Origin of the sequence: Veillonella sp. T11011-6 (assembly GCF_002959755.1) — a bacterium.
In the GTDB taxonomy this organism is placed as follows: Bacteria; Bacillota; Negativicutes; order Veillonellales; family Veillonellaceae; genus Veillonella.
On record NZ_PPCW01000004.1, the window covers coordinates 206,848 to 232,056 of the forward strand.

A 25,209-nucleotide genomic window follows, 5' to 3' on the forward strand; every position below is an offset into this window, starting at 1 on the left:
TAACGATTACTCTGAATGTTACTCTTATACAGGATGTGGCCCTAAATCAAAACATTAGGCTTATTACTAAAGCAGCTATGCTTGCACAGATTCAACAATTGCTTTCCACTGAGCAATTTGTTTTTCCTCTCCGGCGATAACAGCTTTACCATTGTTACGTTGTCTTTCCACACATTCTGGAGCTGTACCAGAGTAGTTATTACGTCCTGCTACACAGGCTTCGATGGAAATAGCATCAAGGATATCTGCATCGAAGTGATCAGAGATAGCTTTGAAATCCTCAACAGATAAATCAAGTAATACGCAGCCTTTTTCAATGCAATGATGTACAGCATTACCTACGATTTCGTGAGCTTCACGGAATGGAACGCCTTTTTTCGCAAGGTAATCGGCCATATCTGTAGCATTAGAGAAGTCATCATCGAGGACAGCTTTCATATGCGCCCCATTGACCTTCATACCGCGGACCATAGCCGCATTAATGGACAATGCAAAGTGTACTGTATCGATAGCATCAAAAATGCCCTCTTTATCCTCTTGCATATCTTTATTATATGTAAGTGGCAAGCCTTTTAATGTAGTTAATAAACCTAACAAGTGGCCATAGGTACGACCTGTTTTACCACGAACAAGTTCACATACGTCAGGATTTTTCTTTTGTGGCATAATGCTAGAGCCTGTGCAATGAGCATCATCGAGTTCAATGAAGTTAAACTCATTGGTAGACCACAAAATCAATTCTTCGCTAAGGCGGCTCAAGTGCATCATCACAAGAGATGCAAAGGACAAGAATTCAACTACATAGTCACGGTCGGATACGGCATCCATACTATTTTCGTAAATACGGGAGAAGCCTAAGAGCTTTTGCGTATACGTTTGATCAATACCATATGTAGAGCCAGCTAATGCACCTGCACCAAGTGGCATAATATCCGCATGTTTGAAGACCATCAACAAACGATCAAAGTCCCGTTCTAGCATGGAGAAATACGCCATCATATGATGACCAAATAATACAGGTTGAGCACGTTGTAAATGTGTATAGCCAGGCATGATAACATCGCTGTATTTTTCAGCCGTTTCGATGAGAGCCTTTTGCATATCTACGATAAGCTCGCCCATTTCTACAACAGCTTTACGAACGTACATATGTAAATCCACTGCACATTGGTCATTACGGCTACGGCCCGTATGTAAACGACCACCTGCCTCACCAATGTCATCAGTTAAACGTTTTTCAATATTCATATGAATATCTTCAAGAGCTACGGAGAATGGGAACTCTCCTTTATCGATTTGGCCTTTAATCTTTGTTAAGCCCCCTACAATAGCGTCCCGATCTGCGTCGGAGATAATATTTTGTTTTGCCAGCATAGTCGCATGTGCTTTACTACCTGCAATATCTTCGGCGTACATCCGCGCATCAAAAGCGATAGAGGATGTAAAATCCTCTACCGCTTTATCAGTGCCTTTTGTGAAACGCCCGCCCCACAATTTAGCCATTATTTACCTGCCTTTTCTTTCATCAATGCATTAATTTTAAGAGGTAAACCGAACAAGTTGATGAAACCAGCCGCATCAGCTTGGTTGTATACATCATCTTCTTCGAATGTTACGAAATCTTCGCTGTACAAGGAGTATGGAGAAGTTGCACCAGCAGAGATAATGTTGCCTTTGTACAATTTAAGTTTTACTTCACCAGTTACAGTTTTTTGAGTTTCATCAACGAATGCTTGCAAAGCGTTCATCAATGGTGCGAACCACATGCCATCGTATACAAGTTCAGCGTATTTGTTAGCAATAAGTTCTTTGTAGTGGTATGTAGCTCTGTCGAGGCAAAGGTATTCAAGTTCTCTGTGAGCATACATGATGATGGATCCACCTGGGTTTTCATAAACGCCACGGGATTTCATGCCTACCAATCTATTTTCAACGATATCTACAACGCCTACGCCATAGTGTGCACCGATTTCGTTGAGTTTTTCTAACAATTGTAATGGAGTACCTTCTTGGCCATCTACCGCTACAGGTACGCCGTCTTTGAAGGATACAGTTACATAACCAGCTTCGTCTGGAGCTTGTTCAGGAGTATGTGTTACCAAGTACACATCATCTTTAGGAGCATTTGCTGGATTTTCAAGATCGCCGCCTTCATGGGACAAATGCCATACGTTTTGGTCCATGGAATATGGATGGGATTTCGTAGCTACAACTGGAATATCATGTTTAGCTGCATATTCCATGCAGTCTGTTCTGGATTTCAAATCCCATTCTCTCCAAGGAGCGATGATTTTCATATTAGGAGCCAATGCTTTGATAGCAAGTTCGAAACGAACTTGGTCATTACCTTTACCAGTCGCACCGTGAGCAATTGCATCAGCACCTTCTTTTTTAGCAATATCTACAAGGATTTTACCGATTAAAGGTCTAGCGAAGGATGTACCTAATAAATATTTACCTTCATAAACTGCACCAGCTTTTACTGTTGGCCATACATAATCTTTTACGAACTCTTCTTTAGCATCAACGATGTACGCTTTAGAAGCACCAGATTTGATTGCTTTTTTCTCAACTGCATCATAATCCTCAGGTTGACCTAAATCTACGCATACGGCGATAACTTCAGCGCCATAATTTTCTTTTAACCAAGGAATGATAACGGATGTGTCTAAACCACCAGAATATGCGAGTACTACTTTATTTGCTTTACCCATGATAACACCTCATAAAAAACTTACTATGTATTTAAACTCATATAATCAATATTATATCAGATAATTGTGAAAACACCGTGGCATCTAGCTCAACGGTTACTCCCTCTTTCTGACAAAAAATAGTATACACCTGTATAATTATAAATGCAAGCATTATTTTTATTCATTTTAATAATATATTTCGTTTCCGAACTAATCAATTATAAAAAAGCTATATCTAGTAATTTAGCACTAGATATAGCTTCACTTCTTACGATTATCCGTCTGTCCTTACTTGATATCAATAGGTGAAAATTGGTAATCCAAAGCAATCTCGTAGTCAGTTGTTTCAATGGGTTCTTTTACCCTTCCCACTACCAAAGACTTAATTTCATTTATGATGGAATGAAGATTACTTTGTTCCTCACAGATAATAGCTTCAATACGAACATCTAAATCATAAGATCTTGTAATTCTATAATTACCTTTAGAGTAGTCTACATTCTCAAATAGTTCTAATATATTCATCTTAGATATCGCTGCATCAAAAGTATTTATACTATTTAAAATATTATGTTTTATCGTTTTATCTACACCAATAATAGTTTGATTACTAATATGGGGAATTTTATCAACGATATATTTTTCTCTTACTTGCACCCTTAAAGATTCATCTGCCATTAGAATATCTCTATCTAATGCTTTATCCCAAAAGCAATATCTTACAGCCATACAATCATGTTCATCATCGTAATAAACTATCCAGTTTTCTATTTTATTAACATCTGCTTGTTCAATATAAAATATTTCACGAGCATAAGAATCAACAGCAAGTACTTCAGACTTATAGTCTAATCCTCCAGGTCCTCTTAAATAATAAGATATAAAATTCTCCAATCTAAGCATAGCAAACCTAATAATAGGTTTTGCACCTATATAAATAGATAAATAATTACCTTTCTCATACTGCTTTAATTCAACATTATCCAATATTTACACTCCTAATAGTTAAAACTCTCTCTAAATGTGTCTATTATTTAATGTAACAAAAGAATCTCTGTTAGCCAATTACCAATCAACTAACAGAGATGTTACTATAGTTATTTAATTATTCGTCCACAAGGCCCAAATCTTGTTTGTATGCATAATCAGCTTCGGCTTGTGTAATCATACCTTGGTCTACCATTTGTTCGAGCACTAGTTTTTGTCGTGCCTTAGCCCCTTTATAGTTCGTATAAGGATCTAAGTAGGATGGTGCATTAGGTAAGGCTGCGAGCATAGCGCTTTGACCTAATGTCAATCGGCTCGGGCTTGTTCCAAAGTAACCATGTGCTGCTTCGTAGATACCGTAGTAATTGTGACCATAATATACAGTATTTAAATACATGGTGAGAATTTCTTCCTTCGTGTAGTAATGTTCCATTTCACTCGCCAAGATAGCTTCTTCTATCTTACGGCTCATAATGCGTTTTGATGAAAGGAAAAGATTTTTTACTACTTGCTGTGTAATCGTGCTGCCACCCTCTACAGTTTCACCAGCGATGGTATTCGTATAAAAAGCACGAATGATACCAAGTACATCTATAGCACCATGCTTATAATATCGCTTATCCTCTATGGCGATGAGTGCATTCTTTGTATACTCTGGAATGACATCTCCCTTTACCCAATGCTCCTTAGAAACACGTTGGTTCAGGGCCGTCTCTACCTTTTCTTTAAAGGTAAATAATCGTATAATACGATCGGTGCGACTAAGGGTATCTTCACCTTGTTCTATGCGTTTTTCAACAGTTGTATGCGCGTTGCTTTCACGATCTGTACCTTGAACCCTATGGTATCCATCATATATAAACACGGCCAGTATCATAACTAGCACAAATACCACTAAGTTTCGAAGGTAGCGAAACACTTTCATTGCTTTCACCTATTTCATAAAGGTCCGTAGTATATCCCCATAGACAAATTTAAAATCTATTATGTTTTACAGCACCTTATATACATATACAAACACATTGTGTATTAAATGTATTGTATCACATCAATTAAGAAGAGGATATATAAATCTATATATGTAGATTTAATGCATATTAGGTATACTTATTAAGTTGTATTACAAACTTTACATGGAGTATAATAATAAGGATGATAAAAAACATGCCCATTGGAGGAGTATTATGAAACAATGTATGGATTCAGAAAATCTACATCGTCGATTGCGTAAAATCCTTGGTCAAGTGCAAGCTATTGATCGAATGATTGAAGAAGACATTCCATGCGAAGATGTGTTGAGCCAAATTAATGCAGCTAAGTCTGCACTACATAAAGTAGGTCAAGTAGTCCTTGAAGGGCATATCAACCACTGCGTACGAGATGGTATCGAACACGGTGACGTAGAAAAAACCATTAGCGACTTTACAAAGGCTGTAGAGCGCTTTGCAAACATGGGAAAATAAGGAAGAGGCTAAACCGCCTCTTCTTTTTTTACTTGAAACTACACGCTAATAGTTTTGTAAATTCGCCATATTAAATTAAAGGTAACATTTAATCAAATCAACCAAAACATAAAACATATACAAAAATCATATACATAAAACATATAGATCAACAAAAAAGGACTCTACATTCGTAGAGTCCTTTGTATTACCACATTGTATTAGTCGTGGTTAGTTGTTAAGAATTCGCTTAATGCAGTAAGTGCATCGTCTTCGTCAGCACCGTCAGCTGTCAATGTAACGGATGTACCTTTTGTAGCGCCCAAAGTCAATACAGTTAAGATGGATTTAGCATCAGCTGTTTTGCCGTTAGCAGCGATTGTCAATTTGGAAGCATATTTAGCAGCCAATTGTGTGAAAGCTGTAGCAGGACGAGCATGTAAACCAGATTCGTTAGTAATTTCTACTGTTAATTCTTTCATGATAACCTCTTTCTATCTTGATAGGCTGTGCCTATCCCATACGTTCTAATAGATATATTGTATCAATTTCAAGCCTTTCAATTCAAGTATATTGAAAGTTATTTGCTATACAACAGAATTATAGTAAACCTTTTTCAGCTAGTACAGATTTAGCATAGTCTGTAATTTCTTCTGCTGTATCCATGGAAAGTGCTTTATTAGCCACATCTTCACATTCTGCTTTAGAAACAGAGCGCAAGATTTTCTTAATAAGTGGTATAGAAGATGCTGTCATGGAGAATTCATCAAGACCCAAGCCTAATAAGATCATGGTAGCCACAGGATCACTAGCGAGTTCACCACACATGCCTGTAAATTTACCTTGTTCATGGCTCGCATCGATAACATGTTTGATAAGACGTAATACGCCTGGATGCAATGGTTGATATAGAGCGCCAATAGATTCGTTCATACGGTCTACTGCCAATGTATATTGACACAAATCGTTGGTACCAATACTGAAGAAGTCTACGTATTTTGCCAAGATCGGAGAAATAACAGCAGCTGCTGGTACTTCAATCATAATACCAACCTTAATATCCTTATTGAATTCTTTGCCTTCAGCTGTAAGTTCTGCCTTACATTCTTCAAGCATAGCATTCGCTTGTTTCACTTCTTCTACGGAAGCGATCATAGGGTACATGATATGAATATCACCAAAGGCACTAGCGCGCAATAACGCACGCAATTGTACTTTGAAGATATCTGGGCGGTTCAAGGAAATACGAATGGCACGGTAACCAAGGAATGGATTCATTTCCGTTGGCAAATCAAGGCATTTCAACTCCTTGTCACCACCGATATCCATGGTACGGATGATAACAGGCTGTCCCTGCATATCTTCTGCAACCTTTTTATATTCTTCGAACTGTACATCTTCTGCTGGCAATTCATCGTTTTCCATGTACAAGAATTCTGTACGGTATAAGCCGATACCTTGTGCGCCCATTGTAAGAGCATGTTTAGCATCTTTAGACTTACCGATATTGCCAAATAATTCTACATGATGACCATCTGTAGTCTTAGCTTCAAGATTGGCAGATTCGCGTAGGCGTTTTAATTCCTCTTGGTAAGCAGTAGCTTGATTTGTATATTCAGCCCAATCCGCATCAGATGGATTTGTTTCGACAATACCATCTGTACCAAGTACAACGGCTTTCTCGCCATCAACAAAGCCTTCAATATCACCAACGCCCATAACGGCAGGAATTTCCAATGTACGTGCCATGATAGCCGCATGAGATGTAGGGCCACCAGCAGCTGTTACAATGCCTTTTACAACATTTTTATCTAGAGATGCCGTATCGGATGGTGCTAAATCATGAGCTACTAAGATAACCTCCCCAGAAATATGGGATAAGCCACGAGGGTTCATACCTAACATGTTGCGCATCAAACGATCACCGATATCTTTGATATCTGCGCCGCGTTCGCGCATGTATGGATCTTCCATACCGAGGAAGATATTGGCAAAGGTTTCAATGGTTTGAGCTGTAGCCGCTACAACATTAGTATGGCTAGACTCAACGAGGGATTTAATACCATCAGATAAAGATGGATCTTGAGCAATTTGCATATGTGCTTCAAAAATAGCCGCCTCTTCAGGGCCCATTTCTTTCAAAGCCTTTTGACGGATTGTATCCAATTGTTTTAAGGTAGATGCCATAGCAGCAGCAAACTTACCAATTTCCGCTTCGACCTGACCCTCTGCTACAGTGTAATCAGGAATGACAATTTCCTCTTGAATATATCTATATACATTGCCTACTGCAACGCCACGAGATCCAGAAATCCCTTGAATTCGCATATGTGTTCCTCTTTCTATTACGATAAACTACATTACTCTTTATTTTATCATTTCTACGGTAAACAATAAAGTAATAGAGCCCTATATATCCGCCTTTCAGGTTGTCCCACGTGGGTTAATTTTTACCTCATGTTCATATTTCTCAACCGTCTTAATACGTACTATAACAAGTACTTTAAAAGGAGGTCATTTTTTGCTTGTTTTTACTTTAATTTTATAAAGTTACACCCCATAATTGAAAGCCATTTATGATATAATAATATAGAATATATAATAATATACATATGAGACTTTCACGGGCTTCATGGTGAAAGTCTTACTTATTGATAGGAGACTTTATGAAATTAACAAAAATGCATGGTCTTGGCAATGATTTTATCCTCTTTGCCGACCCTCAAGGTGCTAACAAGGACTATACTGATTTAGCCATTCGCCTTTGCGATCGTCGTACAGGCATTGGCGCTGATGGTTTAGTTATTGTTGTACCATCTGACACATGTGATGTACGCATGCGCATCATCAACTCCGATGGCAGTGAAGCTGAAATGTGCGGCAATGGTATTCGATGCTTTGCCAAATACGCTTACGAACACGGAGAAATTACAAAAGAAACTTTCACCATCGAAACATTAGCCGGTGTTATGAAGCCAACCTTAACCATCGAAAATGGTGTGGTTACACTAGTAACAGTAGACATGGGCAAGCCATTCTTTAACAGTAAAGATGTACCTATGAATGTAGACATGGATAAGGTCATCGACGTAGACATTGATGTAAATGGCGAAACTGTAACAGTGAGCTCTGTATTGCTCGGTGTACCGCATACAGAGGTTTACGTAGAAGATATTACAAACGCCCCTGTTACGACACAAGGTCCAATCCTTGAAAAACACGATGCATTCCCATCCAATACAAATGTTAACTACATTGAAGTAGTAAACGACAAACACATCAAGGTTCGCACATGGGAACGCGGTGCTGGCGCTACACTAGCATGTGGTACAGGCTCTTGTGCCTCTGCCGTTATGTCCTTCGAAAAAGGCTTAACAGGTCGCGAAGTAGACGTAGAACTTTACTTAGGAACATTGCATATTTCATACTTGGAGGATGGCACGGTGCTCATGACAGGCCCTGCTGAGGAAGTCTTCGAAACAGAACTTCCTATCGATTAAGATGAAGTGGTTACAACTCATATTAAATGCGTTTCTAAAGTATCAACAAGGCCGTTCACTGATGCCGAAAAATACAGAGCCCCTCTTAGGCTTACTCCTATCCATACTCGTCATCATCATCGCCGTAGCCAATAGCATTGCCATCGGTTACGCCTTGATTGTAGTATGGTGCATTATGGCTTATGTGTTCTACCGCAAAGGGTACCAACCAAAGGAACTACTAAACCTATCATGGACAGGTGCTAAAACATCTATTGTAGTGATGCAAATATTCCTGCTCATCGGTTGGCTCATCGCCATGTGGCAAGCGGCAGGTATTATACCTATGATTATCGCCACAGGCATCGACTTGATTGATCCTTCTATCTTTATCGCTTGTGCCTTTTTATTAACAGCACTGGTGAGCATGCTATTAGGAACTGCCCTTGGCACTGTGGGTACCATAGGTATTGTACTCATTACGATGGCAAAAGCCGGTAACATTCCAGAAAATATCGTAGCAGGCGCCATCATTGCTGGCGCTTACTTTGGTGATCGGAACGGGCCTTTATCGTCTAGCGCCTCTCTCGTAGCGACCTTAACGCATACAAAGGTATCGACCAACATCCCTATTATGTTTAAAGATGGTCTACCAGCACTTGTTATTTCCACAGTGCTCTACCTAATACTATCGCAGTGGTTCCCTCTCAACTATGCAAATAGCTTACTGTCTGATACGATTCACTTTGTGTTCAACATCGATTGGACTTTGTGGATTCCTGTAATCATCGTCATTGGTCTATTGCCTTTGAAAGTATCTATCCGTTGGCCTATCGGCCTTAGTGCATTAGTAGCGGCAATTCTAGCTTATACCAATCAGGGAGCTACCCTTTCTGATTTAGGCTGGTATACCTTAACAGGCTTTGAACTACCACATTATAATCCACTAGCAGATATCATTCACGGCGGCGGCTTACAAACGATGTTCATCCCTACCCTTTCCATTTTTATGGCAACTGCCATTTCTGGCATGCTCGAAGGGGTTGGCTTCTGGAACGATGTGAGACAGCTATTAGAACGAGCGAAAACACGAAGTGATGTATTTGCGGCAAACGTAGGTCTCGCCTTTTTAACAGGTGCTGTAGGTTGTAGTCAAGCTATTGCGGTGGTGATGACCCACTCTATTATGCGCATTACCTATGCACAGAGAGGCATTCAAGATGAAGATGTGATGCTCGACTTTGAAAACAGCGGCATTCTCATTGCTCCATTACAACCATGGAACATCGCTGCTTATGTACCTGTAGTTATGATGGGTACTAGTACAGCTGGCTATGTACCATTCGCCTTCTTCCTATACCTCGTACCACTCCTATACTGGTTACGACTACGGAATCAAGATCAACCAATTATACGTTAATTATAAAATCAATCGAATTTACGCTAATTACAAAATCAATCAAATTTACACTAATTACAAGATTAACCAATCATAGGCTAATTAAATTTATCTTAAAGGGGAATTTGTATGATTTACACCATTACCTTTAATCCAGCCCTAGATTATATTGTTCGTCTTGATCAACTCAAGACGGGCACCATTAATCGCACCACCCAAGAGTACGTTCTCGGTGGCGGCAAGGGTATCAATGTATCCATCGTGCTCAACAACCTAGGCATGGATACAACGGCACTCGGTTTCATCGCCGGTTTCACAGGGGAAGAAATCGTAACACAACTGAACCAATTCGGTGTGAAAGAGGATTTCATCCGTCTCCGCGAAGGTTTAACGCGCATCAATGTTAAGGTGAAAGCCTCTGACGAAGAAACAGAAATTAACGGCCGTGGCCCTATCATCGCAGACGACGAACTAGAAGCCCTCTATAAACAGCTCGATGCATTAACTGAGCAGGATACATTGATCCTTGCAGGCAGTATTCCTTCTAGCTTACCAAGCGATATGTACGAACTCATTATGGAGCGCTTACAACATAAAAATATTCGCATTGTCGTAGATGCTACAAAAGATTTGCTTACACGGGTCTTACCTTATAAACCGTTCTTAATTAAACCTAACAATCACGAGCTTAGCGAAATCTTTGGTCGTACCCTTTCCACAAAGGATGACCTAGTAGAGGCAGCTAAGGCATTACAAGAGAAAGGCGCACAACATGTGCTCATCTCCATGGCTGGTGATGGAGCTATCTTAGTAGCTGCTGACGGCACTGTATATACAAGTCCTGCCCCTAAGGGTACACTCGTAAACTCCGTAGGCGCCGGCGATTCCATGGTAGCTGGCTTTATTACAGGCTTTGAAAAGACAGGCGACCTACAAGAGGCGCTCTACTGGGGTATCTCCAGTGGTTCTGCCTCCGCTTACTCTGAAAATCTCGCTACTCTGGCAGAAGTAGAAGCACTACTTTCACAAGTACGAGTTAACTAGTTTTCTATTTTATGTGCATCAAGGAGTACACATATGAAAATCACTGATTTATTAAAACCTCAATCCATTCTACTGAATGCAGATCCAGTAAGTAAGGCCGATGCCATTTACACCTTAGGTGAATTAATGGAAAAAGGCGGCAACTTATCTGATAAAGCAGAATACTTAAAAGCTGTTTTCGCTCGTGAAGAATCTGGTTCCACAGGCCTTGGTGATGGTATCGCTACACCACATGCTAAATCTACAGGTGTAAAAGAAGCCGGCCTTGCCGCTATGGTCGTACCTAATGGTGTTGATTTCGAAGCCCTCGACGGTCAGCCATCTCGCTTATTCTTCATGATTGCTGCACCAGAAGGCGCTGCCGATACCCATGTAGAGGTATTGAGCAAATTAGCAACTATGGTCATTGATCCAGACTTCAAAAACGCTTTAATTCAAGCAGGTACTGTAGACCGCTTCTTAGAGCTTATCACGGCTAAAGAAGACGGCAACTTTGATCCATCTGTAGAAGGCTTTATTAAACAACCTGAAACTCAAGAAGCACCAAGCATCACTGAAGCTATTGAAGAAAAAGCTACAGAAGCTATCGAAAAGGTGGCTCCTAAAATTTCTGTAGACAATCCTCACTATGAAGTATTAGCCGTTACAGGTTGTCCTACAGGCATCGCCCACACCTACATGGCTGCTGAGTCCTTAGAGCGGAAAGCTAAAGAAATGGGCATTTCCTTAAAAGTAGAAAAGAACGGTGCATCTGGCGTAAAAGATGCGCTTACAGCAGAAGAAATCGAACATGCAAAATGCATTATCGTCGCTTCTGACCGCCAAGTAGAAATGGCTCGCTTCGATGGCAAACCTATGATTCAAACTAAAGTTGCGAATGGTATCAACAAAGCAGAGGAATTATTGCGTGAAGCTACAGCTGGTACAGCACCTGTATACCACGCATCTGCTGCTGACCGCGAATCCGCTGAAATCGCTGCTAGCGCATCTGACAGTGTAGGCCGTCAAATCTACAAACACTTGATGAACGGCGTATCTCACATGTTGCCATTCGTTATTGGTGGCGGTATCTTGATTGCCCTTGCATTCTTATTCGATACATTTGATCCTGCAAACCCTAAAAATTTCGGTTCCGGCACCCCTTTATCTGGCTTCTTAATGCAAATTGGTGGTGCATCCTTTGGTTTCATGTTGCCAGTATTAGCTGGTTACATCGCTATGAGTATTGCTGACCGCCCAGGTCTTGTAGCTGGTTTCGTTGGCGGCTTATTAGCTAACCAAGGTGGCTCTGGTTTCCTTGGCGCATTGATTGCCGGCTTTGCAGCAGGTTATTTAGTATTATTAGTTAAGAAATTAGTATCTGGTTTGCCTCAAGCATTAGAAGGTACAAAACCAGTACTCTTCTATCCTGTACTAGGCGTATTGTTCATCGGTCTCGCTATTACCTTCGTAATCAACCCTCCTGTATCTGCACTTAACCACTGGTTAATGGACTCCTTACAATCCATGGGCACTACTAGCCGCGTATTGTTAGGTCTTATCTTTGGTGCTATGATGTCCGTTGATATGGGCGGTCCTGTGAATAAGGCTGCTTACGTTATCGGTACAGGTGCTCTTGCGACTGGCGAATATGGTATCATGGCTGCTGTAATGGCAGGTGGTATGGTTCCACCATTGGCAATCGCTCTTTGTACTACATTCTTCCCTAGCCGCTTCACAGAAGCTGAACGTAAATCTGGTATCACAAACTACATCATGGGTCTTTCCTTCATCACAGAAGGCGCTATCCCATTTGCAGCTGCCGATCCAGTTCGCGTATTACCAGCTTGCATCATCGGTGCTGGTACAGCTGGTGCGTTATCCATGTTCTTCGAATGTACACTACATGCTCCACACGGCGGTATCTTCGTAGTTCCAACAATCGGTAACCCACTTCTTTACCTTGCATCCATTGCAATCGGCTCCGTTATTGCTTGTATCATCTTGGCACTATTAAAACCAAGCCTAAAAAAATAATGGTGAAAGCTAGTATAATACTAGTAGATATAGCAAAACGTACATATGCTAAATAAGTACATATAGCAAAAGGACTAGAACTCCTAGAGTTCTAGTCCTTTTCTTATGTAACACTATCGGATTACATCATCATAAAATACGCCAAATACTTTCTTGAAAACACGATTTGCAACGTGATAACTTTCAAAATCAAAGTCTGTAGGTGTTAAGAAGGTTACATGCTCATATCCTTTATAACCTGGTTGTGTAGGTTTTCTTTCACCATGCAACGTGTAATCCTGTTGAGCCTTAACAGTACCAACAATTCCAGAATCATCCATTTTTATATTCCATATTTCACCTAAATAGAAATCCGGAAATTGTTGTTTAAACTCTGGCATTCTTGCGACTAAATTCGCAAAGGAGTAATTTAAGTTATAGTCATAATGAATTGTGTATTCTCGAATCAAATTAGACGAAGGTAATACAACATAAATCTTAGCCTCTATACTTTTGGTACTGGCACTTGTAGATACATCTTTGACTGTACTCAACTCAATGTACTTACCATCTCCACCACCAGTATCACCTTTAGATATAATATGTTCAAAACGACTTGTATCTCGTAATTCAACATTAGAAACGGCTTTCACAGAAGTAAAAGACACGCACCATACGCATAAGATGGCCATAAAAAATAAGAAACGTTTCATATGGCACCTCATTTCACGACAATATCATCAAAATGTTGCTGATAAGCAACGACAAACATGGCATCTGCTATGGTAAAGAGATCTTGATCTGAACGACTACGGTCAAGCGGTCGTGATTCATGTAGCAATCTAGCTGGGCTATTAACCACAGTTCCATCCCAAGTGTATCGTTTGACCGCTTGTAACTCAATTTGTATACCAGACTCATCTTGTGCAGCCTTAATCACAGCATACATAGCTGGCGATGGTTTTACACTCTGCTGGGCTTGTATTAAGCTAGCCAAGGAATAATTCGTATCATAGGTAGCAGTCAATTCATATTCCGTAATAGCCCAATCACGAGCACGTTCGTTTACAGAATAAACAGTACCTTTCAATTTATAATGTGGTGCTGCATATTCTAGAGACTCTACAGAATAGGTATTTAAAAAGAATACATCCCTATTACTTGAACCATCACCATAAGAATATGTTTTTTCATACACATTTTTAAACTGTGGTGATCCATTCAACTCATTAATCGATATAGCCTGTGTCTGTATGGTGAAAGTTCCTAGCACCATACACGCTAGTAAAAATTTTCTAAGCATACTCTCTCCTTTATAATTGAAAGTCAATCAAATTATCAAAAGCATATCATATATTATGGAAATATGTACATATAATAAAAAACTACTTCAAATCATTAGAAGCAATATGTAATATTCTATGCACTTTAAATTTATTTATATTTTCCTAATCTCATCTTCTTTACACCCATCCAGTATTCATCTATATTTTCATAAATTGTACAAATATATCGATTTATGTTAAACTATATAAATATAAATAAATTTTAAAATTATAAATTATTATTTGAAATCTAGTTCGGAGAGTAATTCATGAAATCATCTAGGAAACGTAAGGTTACCGCTGCATTTTTTGCAGCTGCAGCGTTGGGTGGTGTTGCCCACGCAGCCCCTACCCTCAACATGAATGATTTGGTAGGTTCGAACACTACCACTGAATCAACGACACAAGGTACTACAAATGTAGCAACGCCAGTCGTGCGACCTATGGCTACTCAGCCTACCCCTGCAACTACACAACCAATAGTTGTTGCACCACAACAAGCAGCCGTAAGACCTGTACAGGCACAACCAATGGCTCCAGTTCGCGTAGCACCACCGCAAATGGTTCCTACACAAGCACAACCGGTAATGCAAACACAACAAGTTATGCAACCAAGTGCTACCACACAAGCGGCTCCAAAGGTAACACCTTTAATTCCCCGTGTACGTCCAGTACCGGTAAACGATATCGCAAAAGCTTTATCTGATCAACAAAGAGCCGTTTCACAGCCACAATATGTTGTTAATAAACAAACTAATGCTGTAATGGAACCAACATTGGCTATGCACAGCTTGATGAATGTACAACGTAAAACAGAACCTGTTACAGTACAAAAACAAGTTGATGGCAAACAGCAAGTACAAACGACGCAAGTGGTACGTACGCCTGTAATGGTCCAACAAGAATCTACAACACCTTTAGTGATTGCTAATACAACTCAAACTAAAGCCGTTGTAGCCAAACAAAGATTAACTATTCGCGATATTCAACGTGCAGAGCGTGAACGATTAGCTCAACTAGCAGCTGAAGAAGCAGCACAACAATCAAGTGCAAATCAAGTTGATCAGCAAATGGTTGCACAAAAGCAAGCTGAAGCACAGCGCCAAGCGGCTATTCTAGCAGAGCAACAACGTCAAATGGCTATGCAGGCAGAACAGCAACGCTTAGCACAACAACAAGCCGAACAACAAAGGTTAGCCGATCAACAAGCTGAAGCTCAACGTCAAGCTGCTATGCAAGCGGAACAACAACGTTTGACTGCTCAACAAGTTGAGGCTCAACGCCAAGCGGCTCTAAGAGCTGAGCAAGAACGTATTGCCGCGGAGCAAGCTGAACAAGCTCGTATCGCAGAAGCTCAACGTCAAGCTGCAGAACAAGAACGTCTTCGTATCCAAGAAGAACAACGCCGTATTGCAGCGCAACAACAAGCGGAACAACAACGGTTAGCGGCTCAACAGGCTGAAGCTCAACGCCAGGCTGCTTTAAAAGCTGAGCAAGAGCGTATCGCTGCTGAGCAAGCTGAAGCTCAACGCCAAGCTGCTATCCAAGCTGAACAGCAACGCTTAGCAGCTCAACAAGCTGAGGCTCAACGTCAAGCTGCTCTAAAAGCTGAACAAGATCGTATTGCTGCTCAACAAGCTGAAGCTCAACGCCAAGCTGCTTTAAAGGCTGAGCAAGAACGTATTGCTGCTGAGCAAGCTGAGGCTCAACGCCAAGCGGCTTTAAAGGCTGAACAAGATCGTATCGCTGCTGAGCAAGCTGAAGCTCAACGCCAAGCTGCTTTAAAAGCTGAACAAGAGCGTATCGCGGCTGAGCAAGCTGAAGCTCAACGTCAAGCTGCTTTAAAAGCTGAACAAGAACGTATCGCTGCTGAGCAAGCTGAAGCTCAACGCCAAGCAGATTTAAAAGCGGAGCAAGAACGTATTGCGGCTGAAGCAGCTGCGCGCCAACGTGCAGAAGCTGCTGCTAAAGCTGAAGCTGAGCGTCAAGCTGCTCTAAAAGCTGAACAAGATCGTATTGCTGCTCAACAAGCTGAAGCTCAACGCCAAGCTGCTTTAAAGGCTGAGCAAGAACGTATTGCTGCTGAGCAAGCTGAGGCTCAACGCCAAGCGGCTTTAAAAGCTGAACAAGAACGTATCGCTGCGGAAGAAGCTACTCGTCAACGTGCAGAAGCTGCTGCTAAAGCTGAAGCTGAGCGCCAAGCTGCTCTAAAAGCTGAACAAGATCGTATTGCTGCTCAACAAGCAGAAATGGCAAGACAAGCTGCTATCAAAGAAGAGCAAGAACGTTTAGCTGCCGAACAATTAGCAAAAGAAGAAGCTGAAGCTGCTGCTAAGGCTCAAGCTGAGGCAGAAGCAAAAGCTAAAGCCGAGGCAGAAGCTAAGGCTAAAGCACAAGCCGAAGCTGAAGCGGCTGCTAAAGCTCAAGCTGAGGCAGAGGCAAAAGCTAAGGCTGAAGCAGAAGCTACTAAAGCTCAAGAAAGCAAATTACCTCAATCTTATGTAGATGCACGAAATGAAGCTTCTACAAAAGGTTCTGCTGTAACAGAAGAGAAAAATATTCTATCTCAACCAATGGAACCACCATTGCAAGCTGATTCTTCTGCAAAAATTAGCCTTGCCTTCGATGCGAAAAATTATGAGTCCATGTCTACTACAGTAGATAATAAGGAAATCAAATATCGTGCCTTTGAATATATCCCTTACGTGGCTAATCCTATCGATATCGATCAACAGTACATGAATATCTATGTACCAGAAGAATACTTTAATAATGGCACTGTAAATGGTTATAATACGCAAACAGCCCCTATCTTCATGCCAAATGCGGTAGGTGGATACATGCCTAGCCAAGCTATGACGCCTAAAGTTGAGAATGGCAAACCTAACAGTGTTCTTTACGCATTATCTCGTGGTTATGTCGTAGCATCCCCAGCTACACGTGGTCGTACAAATAAAGCATCCGATGGCAATTTCATCGGTAAAGCTCCCGCTGTAATCGTTGACTTGCAAGCTGCCACAGCATACTTACATGCTAACGACTCCACAATGCCAGGTAATGCAAACCGTATTATCACAAATGGTACAAGTGCTGGTGGTGCCGTATCCTTATTGCAAGGTGCCACTGGTAATAACTCCGACTTCCAACCATATTTACAAGCATTAGGTGCTGCTACAGCAGCTACCAATGTATATGCAGTTTCTGCCTATGCACCTATTACAAATCTTGATGCGGCTGATATGGCATATGAATGGAGCTATAAAGGTATCACTTCTTTCAATAAAGTAACAATGGGCCAAGGCGAATTGCCTCAAGCCAACGTAGGTGGTAATACAGCTCCTCCGCAACGTACTATACAACGTGTAAACTTGAATGCTGATGATGTGGCATACTCCAACTTATTAAGTGAACACTTCCCTGAATACGTAAACAATTTACAATTGCGTGATGCCATGGGTCGTGTGTTGAAACTCGATAAGAATGGCAATGGTACTTTCAAAAATTATGTGAAAGCATTCATCATCGATGCAGCTAATAAAGCACAAGCTAAAGGTACTGATTTATCTAAACATACATACTTTGTACGAGATAATAAAACAGGCGCGATCAAAGACATTAACTGGGAAGCTTACAACCAATTTGTGAGCCGTTCTAAAGCACCAGGTGCATTCGATTCCCGTTCTAATGACTCTGGCGAAAATAGTCTGTTCGGTACAAGTACTACAGATAATAATCACTTTACCATTACTGCTGCATTACACGATACAACATCTAACCAAGATGTATACGTAGAAAATGCTAAAATCGTTACTATGATGAACCCAATGAACTATCTCGGTTCTCCAGCAGCGACAAATGCACGCTACTATCGTATCCGCTATGGTACAGCTGATAGTAATACATCCGTAGCTATTCCATTGATCGTAGGTACACGTGCTCAAAACCTTGGGTACAATGTTGATATGGCAACACCATTTGGTGTAGACCATTCTGGAGACTACGATTTAGATGAATTATTCAACTGGATGGATAATATCGTTAAAAACGGTAGATAATAACAACTAAATACATACCATAACAAAAAAGGAGCTATCTAGTAGCTCCTTTTTCTTATATAAAATTGTAACATTAGAAAAAGCCCCTCTACCGAGGGGCTCTACTATATCAGGAAAGGCAGATTATTGCTTTCACTAATCATATTCTATTATACTTCTGGGAATAATGCAGTGGACAAGTAGCGTTCACCTGTATCAGGAAGAATTACTACGATGTTTTTGCCTTTATTTTCAGGACGTTTAGCCAATTCTTGAGCAGCCCAAAGAGCAGCACCAGAGGAAATACCAACTAAGATACCTTCTGTATGTCCAAATGCTTGAGATGTAGCAAATGCATCATCATTAGTTACTTGGATTACTTCATCATAAATGGAAGTATCTAAAGTATCAGGAATGAAGCCAGCGCCTAAGCCTTGGATTTTGTGAGGACCAGGTTTGCCATTGGACAATACTGGGGAATCAGTTGGTTCAACAGCCACAATTTTTACGTCAGGGTTTTGTTCTTTTAAATAACGACCTGCACCAGTCAAAGTACCGCCTGTACCAACACCAGCTACGTAGATATCTACTGTACCATCTGTATCTTGCCAGATTTCAGGACCAGTTGTTTTATAGTGAATTGCTGGGTTTGCTTGATTTACGAATTGACCCGCCTCGATGGCACCAGCTGTAGCTGTTACGATTTCTTTAGCTTTTGCAATAGCACCTTTCATGCCAAGAGAGCCATCAGTCAACACGAGTTGAGCACCATAGCCAAGCATCAATTTACGGCGTTCGATGGACATTGTTTCTGGCATTACGATTACAACTTTATAGCCAAGAGCAGCACCAACAGCGGATAAACCGATACCAGTGTTACCAGATGTAGCTTCTACGATTGTACCACCTGGTTGTAATTCACCAGATTCAACAGCTGCTTGAATAATTGCTGCAGCAATACGATCTTTAACAGAGCCACCTGGATTAAAGTATTCCAATTTAGCAAAAATATTTGCATCTGCGCCATATTTTTTACCAAAACGTGTAGCTGCCAACAAAGGTGTTTTACCAATTAATTCAACGAAAGATTTTGCAATATTAGACATAATAGTTACTCCTTATTAAATAGAACCATCCCAATTATCATATTTTGTATCAAGTTTAGCGTAAGTTCCATCAATTACATCTTGAAGAGTTACGTTTTCTAGATAATCATGAATATAGTTTTGTAATCCTGCCCAGAAACCAACAGTTCTTTCATTGATTACTGTATCAGTACTCACCCCTTCATCAAGAGTGGAGATGATAGCCATGGATTCTTCCGTGGCAAGCAAAATTTCAATAATAGTGTACTCTTTAGGGCTTTTAGATAAGCGATAGCCTCCGTATTTACCACGAATACTATCCACTAGGTTAGCGGCACCCAAACGAGCCACAATACCCTCAAGGTATTTCTCAGATATACCTTGTCGTTCTGCAACGGATCGCAAAGAAACCGGTTTATCCTGACCTTGCTCTGCTAAATCGATGAGAACCATCAATGCATAGCGACCTTTTGTGGAAATCCTCATATATCTTGCCTCTCTTTATAAAAGTTAGTGCTAACACACCCCATGTTATAAAACACTCATCCTACTTCATTTATAAAACCTTGTATATCAATAGGAATTAATTTCATTATAGACCACTAAATTCAAAAATGCAAGAACTTATTTCCTACTTTTACAAAGGGATATTTAAAACCCTTATATTTATTGGTCTAAGCCTATATTATTGATTTATTTTATTCTATTATTAGACTAGCAATCACACATATCGATACATTAACTATTTTACATAACACAAAAGGACCAGCCCGAAGGCCAGTCCTTTTGCGTATAGTTTGTAGTTTGTTATATGAGGTTTACCATGATGAATTGGAGAGGGTTCATCTGGTATTGGGACTTACCGTATCGTCAGGAAAACGATGCGCGCCCGTTTTGTCATTTGAGGAGTTGTCTAGATTATTCTAGCGTTTTAGGTTAGTTTCTAAATTAGATTTTACCTACGAGATCAAGACCTGGTTTCAATGTGTCTTTACCTGGTTTCCAACGTGCAGGGCACACTTGATCACCATGTTTTGCTACGAATTGAGCCGCTTGTACTTTACGAACCAATTCTTCAGCAGAACGGCCGATACCCATGTCATGGATTTCAGCTGTACGAACGAAACCTTCAGGATCTACTACGAATGTACCACGGTAAGCCATAGCGGATTCTTCTTGGAATACATCGAAGAAATCAGCTAATTCATGTTTTTTATCAGCTAACATGTAGTACTCGATTTTATTAATGCTTGGAGAAGCATCGGACCATGCTTTGTGAACAAATTCAGAGTCACAAGATACGGAGTAAACTTCGCAACCTAGTTCTTTCAACTCTGCATAGGAGTTTTGTACGTCTTCTAATTCTGTAGGGCAAACGAATGTGAAGTCTGCTGGATAGAATACGAAGATGGACCATTTGCCCAATACATCTGCAGTACTAACTTTTACTAATTCAGGTTTTTTGAAAGCATCTAGAGTAAATTCAGGAAGTTTTTTACCAATAATAGACATGTTATGTCCTCCTTACTTGAGTTCTAATGTAACAGTTATATATTATCGGTGTACTTATCACCAAATCTATATCTATCTTTGTCTATATAATAACAAATATCATTCAAGATTGCAAGTGTTATTTTTAAATTTATCGATATATTTTTCTAACTTTTTTCGATATAAATAAAAAAAGAAGAAAGATGCTCATTTCTGAGCATCTTTCTTCTTTTGACGTACTACAACCGACTTACTACTCACCGTAGAATGATCAAAGGCGATTAAGCCTGCTATATTAGCGAGCCCACGTCGCGCCATATGTCCTGTTGTAGACTGTTCTTTACCGGATTTACCATATACGAACTGCTCTAATTTAAGTGCAGCTAATATAAAGATACCTATAATAGATAAAATGGATCCCATGTCTATTCTCTATTTTTTAAGTTCTAAAATTGCGTCCACGAAGCCACGGAATAAAGGATGAGCATTATTCGGACGAGATTTAAGTTCTGGATGAGCTTGTGTACCAATAAAGAATGGATGGTTCTTCACTTCGATACTTTCAACTAAACGACCATCTGGAGATGTACCGGAGATAACAAGACCAGCATCAGTCAATTGTTGACGATATTCATTGTTGAACTCATAACGATGACGATGACGTTCATAAATCAAATCTTTACCATAAGCTTCATGAGTTTTTGTACCGGCTTCCACTTTACATGGATAGATACCAAGACGCATTGTACCGCCTTTTTTATCTACATCAACTTGATCACTCATCAAGTCGATTACTTTATATTTAGCGTTTTCGTCGAATTCGCTAGATGTAGCACCTTCCATACCGCATACGTTACGAGCAAATTCCATTACAGCAGATTGCATGCCAAGGCATAAACCAAGGAACGGAACATTGTTTTCACGAGCGTATTGGATTGTACGGATTTTACCTTCTACACCACGAGAACCGAAACCACCAGGTACAACGATACCATCAATACCTTCATATACTTCTTTAGGGTCTACAGATGTATCATCAAGTTCTTCAGAGTCAATCCAGCGAAGGTTAACTTTAGTACCTGTAGCGATACCTGCATGATCTAATGCTTCCACTACAGATAAATATGCATCATGCAATGCTACATATTTACCAACGATGGCAACTGTAATGTCTTTACTTGGGTTCAAGATTTTATGAACCATTTCTTTCCATTCAGTCATATCGCAAGGGCGTTCTTCAAGACCTAATTTTTTGATAACAATGTCATCAAGGCCTTGGTCTTGCATCATCAATGGCACTTCATAGATAGAGCTGCAAGTTTGGTTTTCAATAACAGCTTCTGGCTCTACGTCGCAGAACAAAGCAAGTTTTTCTTTCATTTCATCAGAAATGTGTTTTTCACTGCGGCATACCAAGATATCTGGTTGAATACCGATGCTGCGTAACTCTTTTACACTATGTTGTGTAGGTTTAGTTTTCAATTCGCCTGCAGCATTGATGTAAGGCACCAATGTTACGTGAATATAAAGTACGTCATTACGGCCTACTTCTTTTTTCACTTGGCGGATAGCTTCCATGAATGGCAAGCTTTCAATATCACCTACTGTACCACCGATTTCAGTGATAACTACATCAGCATTATCCTCTTTACCTACGCGGTATACGTTTTGTTTAATTTCATTTGTAATGTGTGGAATTACTTGTACAGTGCTGCCCAAGTAGTCACCTTTACGTTCTTTATTGATTACAGACCAGTATACTTTACCAGCTGTAATGTTGGAACGTTTGCTAAGGTTAATATCGATGAAGCGTTCATAGTGGCCCAAATCAAGGTCAGTTTCAGCACCGTCATCTGTTACGAATACTTCACCATGTTGGTAAGGGCTCATCGTACCAGGGTCAATATTAATGTATGGGTCAAATTTTTGAATCGTTACATTGAAACCGCGGTTTTTGAGCAAGCGACCCAAGGATGCTGCTGTAATCCCTTTACCAAGAGAAGAAACAACGCCGCCAGTTACGAAAATATACTTAGTTGCCATGATGCCTCCCACCTATTACATTTTTTCCGGAGCGGAAATACCTAAAATACCCAAGCCTTGACGAAGTACGAGGGCAATCGCTGTGATTAATCCAAGACGAGCTTGTTGCAACGCTGGATCTACGCCAATGATACGACCTTGACGGTAGAAGGAGTGGAACATGCTTGCCAAATCGTATAAGTAACGAGCAATACGATGTGGTGCACGATGCTCGGCAGATTGAACTACCTCTTCTGGATATTCAGCTAATTTCTTAATCAATTCTAATTCCATTTCGCTTGTAAGCGTTGTGAAATCAGTTTCACTATAATCGCCAAATGCGATGCCAGCTTCACGCACTTGGTTGTAAATGCTGTGAATACGAGCATGAGCATATTGGATATAATACACTGGGTTATCATTGCTGCGAGATTTAGCCAAGTTAATATCGAAATCAAGTTGGCTATCTAGAGAACGCATCAAGAAGAAGTAACGAGATGCATCTACGCCAACCTCTTCAATCAATTCATCTAATGTAACGCTGTCGCCGCTACGTTTAGATAATTTAACGAGTTGTCCATCACGGAACAATGCTACCATTTGTAATAACAATACTGTTAATTTATCTGGGTCATAACCAAAGGCAGCCATAGCCGCTTTAACACGGCATACATAGCCATGGTGGTCAGCGCCCCAAATATCGATCATTTCTTTGAATCCACGATCATATTTATTGCGGTGGTATGCAATATCCGCCGCCAAATATGTAGGAACCCCATTATCACGGATAACTACGCGGTCTTTATCGTCGCCATAGTCAGTGGATTTCAACCACAAAGCACCGTCTTTTTCATACACTTTACCAAGAGCCTTTAACGCCTCTACGGAGTGATGAATTTCATCAGTTTCATGAACTGTACGTTCAGAGAACCAATTATCGAATGTAACACGGAAGTTGCTTAATGTTTCTTCTAAGCGAGCTAATTTTTCTTTCAAGCCTTCTTCTTTGAACAAAGCTACACGATCAGCTTCGTTCATAGCATTCAATTTATCGAAACCTTCGCGTTCAGCAATTGCTTTAGCCGTTTCAATGATATCTGGACCACGGTAACCATTTTCAGGGAACACAAGGGCCCCTTCTGGAATGTCGAAATCAGGCATGGAACCGTCTTCGTTGCGCTTAGGTGGGAATACTAATGTAGCACCTTGCAACTCTTGGAAACGGTATTCAATGGAGATAGCCATGTTATCGATTTGGTTACCCGCATCATTGATATAGTACTCAGATTGTACGTTGTAACCTGCTGCACGCAACAAGTTTACAAGAGCACTACCGTATGCAGCACCTCGACCATGACCTACATGCAAAGGACCTGTTGGGTTCGCACTTACGTATTCAACTTGAATCGTATCGCGCGCACGCAATGGTTGTACACCATATTGATCACCAGCATTTAAAATGGCTTTCAACGTATCGTATACCATATCTGATTTCAAGAAGAAGTTAATGAAACCTGCACCAGCAACCTCAGCACGTTCAAGCCAGTCAAAATTCATATGGCTAATCAAAGCCTCAGCAATAGCACGAGGATTTTGACGAGCTACACGAGCGGATTGCATCGCAATGTTTGTAGAAAAATCACCGAATTCTTTTTGAGGTGGCACTTCGAGAACGATTTCTGGATATTCACCAGCTGGTAAGCCACCACTGTTAATCGTATCTTGTAATGCCTGTTCAATCCCCGATTTCAGGATTTCCTTCATGTCCATGCTCTGTATCCTCCCGCACGTCTATATCTAACTGATTATAAAATTGCCATTCACCTTCGACGGAAATATCATATCCTAAATGAACATGACCTACGCCTTCGTGAAAGTCTACTGTTAATTCATGAGTTTTTACGGCCATGTGTAAATCGCCATACGGCGTTTCATACACGGACTCGCGCTCTTCACCACGGACGTATTGATGACGCATATTAACCGCCCCTGTACGAAGCAGCACAATTGAATCATCATGGATTTTAATGGTCGTCTTAACCCCATCCATGCCCGTCACACTAGATTCTTCGTAACGCACATACTGTGTATTACCCTTTTTATGTGACGTGCCAGGGGAAATCAGCTCCACTACGGTATCCTTGCCGTCCATATCTCGTTGTACACTTTTTACGGACACTAGAACCCGCTTCATTTCGTAACCTCCATGG

General features: G+C 40.5%; 21 protein-coding genes. 6 read left to right on the plus strand and 15 right to left on the minus strand.

What is annotated here, in order from left to right; genetic code table 11:
* Positions 1–75 precede the first annotated feature (75 nt).
* The 4 genes from argH to VRHSUH10_RS05665 all read right to left on the minus strand — a co-directional run bounded on the left by argH (position 76) and on the right by VRHSUH10_RS05665 (position 4,608).
* Positions 76–1,503, minus strand: a complete 1,428-nt coding sequence (gene argH, locus VRHSUH10_RS05650) for an argininosuccinate lyase (protein WP_105089753.1) — start codon at positions 1,501–1,503, stop codon at positions 76–78.
* Positions 1,503–2,714 (minus strand): argininosuccinate synthase, encoded by a 1,212-nt coding sequence (locus tag VRHSUH10_RS05655; protein WP_005381291.1) that lies wholly within the window; start codon positions 2,712–2,714, stop codon positions 1,503–1,505. Before VRHSUH10_RS05655 ends, argH begins: the two co-directional genes overlap by 1 nt.
* Positions 2,715–2,984: 270 nt before the next feature.
* On the minus strand, positions 2,985–3,683 hold the full coding sequence (locus VRHSUH10_RS05660) for a hypothetical protein (protein WP_005385368.1): 699 nt from the start codon (positions 3,681–3,683) through the stop codon (positions 2,985–2,987).
* Positions 3,684–3,801: 118 nt separating this feature from the next.
* Positions 3,802–4,608, minus strand: coding sequence for a transglycosylase domain-containing protein (locus VRHSUH10_RS05665; RefSeq protein ID WP_105089754.1), 807 nt, complete (start codon positions 4,606–4,608; stop codon positions 3,802–3,804).
* A gap of 259 nt (positions 4,609–4,867) precedes the next feature.
* On the opposite strand from VRHSUH10_RS05665, the gene VRHSUH10_RS05670 reads away from it, so the two are divergent.
* The gene (locus VRHSUH10_RS05670) at positions 4,868–5,146 is read left to right on the plus strand and encodes a metal-sensing transcriptional repressor (protein ID WP_004695033.1); all 279 of its coding nucleotides are present in this window, start codon (positions 4,868–4,870) and stop codon (positions 5,144–5,146) included.
* Between the two features lie 200 nt (positions 5,147–5,346).
* Here VRHSUH10_RS05670 and VRHSUH10_RS05675 read toward each other — a convergent pair whose 3' ends face one another.
* A complete protein-coding gene (locus VRHSUH10_RS05675; RefSeq protein ID WP_105089755.1) occupies positions 5,347–5,607 on the minus strand; it encodes an HPr family phosphocarrier protein in 261 nt (86 codons plus the stop codon).
* Positions 5,608–5,725: 118 nt separating this feature from the next.
* Positions 5,726–7,453: a phosphoenolpyruvate--protein phosphotransferase gene (ptsP, locus tag VRHSUH10_RS05680; protein ID WP_105089756.1), complete on the minus strand. Its 1,728-nt coding sequence runs from the start codon at positions 7,451–7,453 to the stop codon at positions 5,726–5,728.
* A 338-nt stretch (positions 7,454–7,791) separates the two neighbouring features.
* Between ptsP and dapF the strand changes: the two genes are divergently transcribed.
* From dapF to VRHSUH10_RS05700, 4 genes are all read left to right on the plus strand, one after another.
* Positions 7,792–8,625: a diaminopimelate epimerase gene (gene dapF / locus VRHSUH10_RS05685; protein WP_105089757.1), complete on the plus strand. Its 834-nt coding sequence runs from the start codon at positions 7,792–7,794 to the stop codon at positions 8,623–8,625.
* Between the two features lie 61 nt (positions 8,626–8,686).
* On the plus strand, positions 8,687–10,024 hold the full coding sequence (locus tag VRHSUH10_RS05690; protein WP_233187081.1) for a Na+/H+ antiporter NhaC family protein: 1,338 nt from the start codon (positions 8,687–8,689) through the stop codon (positions 10,022–10,024).
* 108 nt (positions 10,025–10,132) lie between these two features.
* Positions 10,133–11,047 (plus strand): 1-phosphofructokinase, encoded by a 915-nt coding sequence (gene pfkB / locus VRHSUH10_RS05695; protein ID WP_105089759.1) that lies wholly within the window; start codon positions 10,133–10,135, stop codon positions 11,045–11,047.
* A gap of 33 nt (positions 11,048–11,080) precedes the next feature.
* Entirely contained in the window at positions 11,081–13,063 is a 1,983-nt protein-coding gene (locus VRHSUH10_RS05700) for a fructose-specific PTS transporter subunit EIIC (RefSeq protein ID WP_105089760.1), read from the plus strand.
* A 113-nt stretch (positions 13,064–13,176) separates the two neighbouring features.
* Here VRHSUH10_RS05700 and VRHSUH10_RS05705 read toward each other — a convergent pair whose 3' ends face one another.
* Both VRHSUH10_RS05705 and VRHSUH10_RS05710 read right to left on the minus strand, forming a co-directional pair.
* Positions 13,177–13,755 carry a hypothetical protein gene (locus VRHSUH10_RS05705; protein ID WP_105089761.1) on the minus strand — a complete coding sequence of 193 codons (579 nt, stop codon included), beginning with the start codon at positions 13,753–13,755 and terminating at the stop codon, positions 13,177–13,179.
* Between the two features lie 8 nt (positions 13,756–13,763).
* On the minus strand, positions 13,764–14,345 hold the full coding sequence (locus VRHSUH10_RS05710; protein ID WP_105089762.1) for a hypothetical protein: 582 nt from the start codon (positions 14,343–14,345) through the stop codon (positions 13,764–13,766).
* A 291-nt stretch (positions 14,346–14,636) separates the two neighbouring features.
* Between VRHSUH10_RS05710 and VRHSUH10_RS09515 the strand changes: the two genes are divergently transcribed.
* On the plus strand, positions 14,637–18,422 hold the full coding sequence (locus tag VRHSUH10_RS09515) for a subtype B tannase (RefSeq protein ID WP_199176268.1): 3,786 nt from the start codon (positions 14,637–14,639) through the stop codon (positions 18,420–18,422).
* A 149-nt stretch (positions 18,423–18,571) separates the two neighbouring features.
* On the opposite strand, the gene cysK is transcribed toward VRHSUH10_RS09515, so the two are convergent.
* From cysK to VRHSUH10_RS05750, 7 genes are all read right to left on the minus strand, one after another.
* Positions 18,572–19,507 carry a cysteine synthase A gene (gene cysK / locus VRHSUH10_RS05720; RefSeq protein WP_005385347.1) on the minus strand — a complete coding sequence of 312 codons (936 nt, stop codon included), beginning with the start codon at positions 19,505–19,507 and terminating at the stop codon, positions 18,572–18,574.
* A 15-nt stretch (positions 19,508–19,522) separates the two neighbouring features.
* On the minus strand, positions 19,523–19,972 hold the full coding sequence (locus VRHSUH10_RS05725; RefSeq protein WP_004698292.1) for an Rrf2 family transcriptional regulator: 450 nt from the start codon (positions 19,970–19,972) through the stop codon (positions 19,523–19,525).
* Between the two features lie 462 nt (positions 19,973–20,434).
* The gene (gene ahpC / locus VRHSUH10_RS05730) at positions 20,435–20,998 is read right to left on the minus strand and encodes an alkyl hydroperoxide reductase subunit C (protein ID WP_105089763.1); all 564 of its coding nucleotides are present in this window, start codon (positions 20,996–20,998) and stop codon (positions 20,435–20,437) included.
* Between the two features lie 186 nt (positions 20,999–21,184).
* Positions 21,185–21,400 carry a hypothetical protein gene (locus VRHSUH10_RS05735; protein ID WP_105089764.1) on the minus strand — a complete coding sequence of 72 codons (216 nt, stop codon included), beginning with the start codon at positions 21,398–21,400 and terminating at the stop codon, positions 21,185–21,187.
* Positions 21,401–21,409: 9 nt separating this feature from the next.
* The gene (locus VRHSUH10_RS05740) at positions 21,410–23,020 is read right to left on the minus strand and encodes a CTP synthase (RefSeq protein ID WP_105089765.1); all 1,611 of its coding nucleotides are present in this window, start codon (positions 23,018–23,020) and stop codon (positions 21,410–21,412) included.
* A gap of 15 nt (positions 23,021–23,035) precedes the next feature.
* Positions 23,036–24,769, minus strand: a complete 1,734-nt coding sequence (argS, locus tag VRHSUH10_RS05745; RefSeq protein WP_105089766.1) for an arginine--tRNA ligase — start codon at positions 24,767–24,769, stop codon at positions 23,036–23,038.
* Positions 24,735–25,193, minus strand: a complete 459-nt coding sequence (locus VRHSUH10_RS05750; RefSeq protein ID WP_105089767.1) for a DUF1934 domain-containing protein — start codon at positions 25,191–25,193, stop codon at positions 24,735–24,737. The genes argS and VRHSUH10_RS05750 overlap by 35 nt, the downstream gene beginning before the upstream one ends.
* Positions 25,194–25,209: the final 16 nt, after the last annotated feature.

Coding starts and splice junctions, on each gene's coding strand:
- ptsP (WP_105089756.1), bottom strand. CDS start 7,453: ATGCGAATTCAAGGGATTTCTGGATCTCGTGGCGTTGCAGTAGGCAAT.
- argH (WP_105089753.1), bottom strand. CDS start 1,503: ATGGCTAAATTGTGGGGCGGGCGTTTCACAAAAGGCACTGATAAAGCG.
- ahpC (WP_105089763.1), bottom strand. CDS start 20,998: ATGTCTATTATTGGTAAAAAACTTCCTGAATTTACTCTAGATGCTTTC.
- VRHSUH10_RS05735 (WP_105089764.1), bottom strand. CDS start 21,400: ATGGGATCCATTTTATCTATTATAGGTATCTTTATATTAGCTGCACTT.
- VRHSUH10_RS05675 (WP_105089755.1), bottom strand. CDS start 5,607: ATGAAAGAATTAACAGTAGAAATTACTAACGAATCTGGTTTACATGCT.
- dapF (WP_105089757.1), top strand. CDS start 7,792: ATGAAATTAACAAAAATGCATGGTCTTGGCAATGATTTTATCCTCTTT.
- VRHSUH10_RS05665 (WP_105089754.1), bottom strand. CDS start 4,608: ATGAAAGTGTTTCGCTACCTTCGAAACTTAGTGGTATTTGTGCTAGTT.
- cysK (WP_005385347.1), bottom strand. CDS start 19,507: ATGTCTAATATTGCAAAATCTTTCGTTGAATTAATTGGTAAAACACCT.
- VRHSUH10_RS09515 (WP_199176268.1), top strand. CDS start 14,637: ATGAAATCATCTAGGAAACGTAAGGTTACCGCTGCATTTTTTGCAGCT.
- VRHSUH10_RS05670 (WP_004695033.1), top strand. CDS start 4,868: ATGAAACAATGTATGGATTCAGAAAATCTACATCGTCGATTGCGTAAA.
- VRHSUH10_RS05710 (WP_105089762.1), bottom strand. CDS start 14,345: ATGCTTAGAAAATTTTTACTAGCGTGTATGGTGCTAGGAACTTTCACC.
- VRHSUH10_RS05655 (WP_005381291.1), bottom strand. CDS start 2,714: ATGGGTAAAGCAAATAAAGTAGTACTCGCATATTCTGGTGGTTTAGAC.
- pfkB (WP_105089759.1), top strand. CDS start 10,133: ATGATTTACACCATTACCTTTAATCCAGCCCTAGATTATATTGTTCGT.
- VRHSUH10_RS05705 (WP_105089761.1), bottom strand. CDS start 13,755: ATGAAACGTTTCTTATTTTTTATGGCCATCTTATGCGTATGGTGCGTG.
- VRHSUH10_RS05690 (WP_233187081.1), top strand. CDS start 8,687: ATGCCGAAAAATACAGAGCCCCTCTTAGGCTTACTCCTATCCATACTC.
- VRHSUH10_RS05700 (WP_105089760.1), top strand. CDS start 11,081: ATGAAAATCACTGATTTATTAAAACCTCAATCCATTCTACTGAATGCA.
- argS (WP_105089766.1), bottom strand. CDS start 24,769: ATGGACATGAAGGAAATCCTGAAATCGGGGATTGAACAGGCATTACAA.
- VRHSUH10_RS05750 (WP_105089767.1), bottom strand. CDS start 25,193: ATGAAGCGGGTTCTAGTGTCCGTAAAAAGTGTACAACGAGATATGGAC.
- VRHSUH10_RS05725 (WP_004698292.1), bottom strand. CDS start 19,972: ATGAGGATTTCCACAAAAGGTCGCTATGCATTGATGGTTCTCATCGAT.
- VRHSUH10_RS05740 (WP_105089765.1), bottom strand. CDS start 23,020: ATGGCAACTAAGTATATTTTCGTAACTGGCGGCGTTGTTTCTTCTCTT.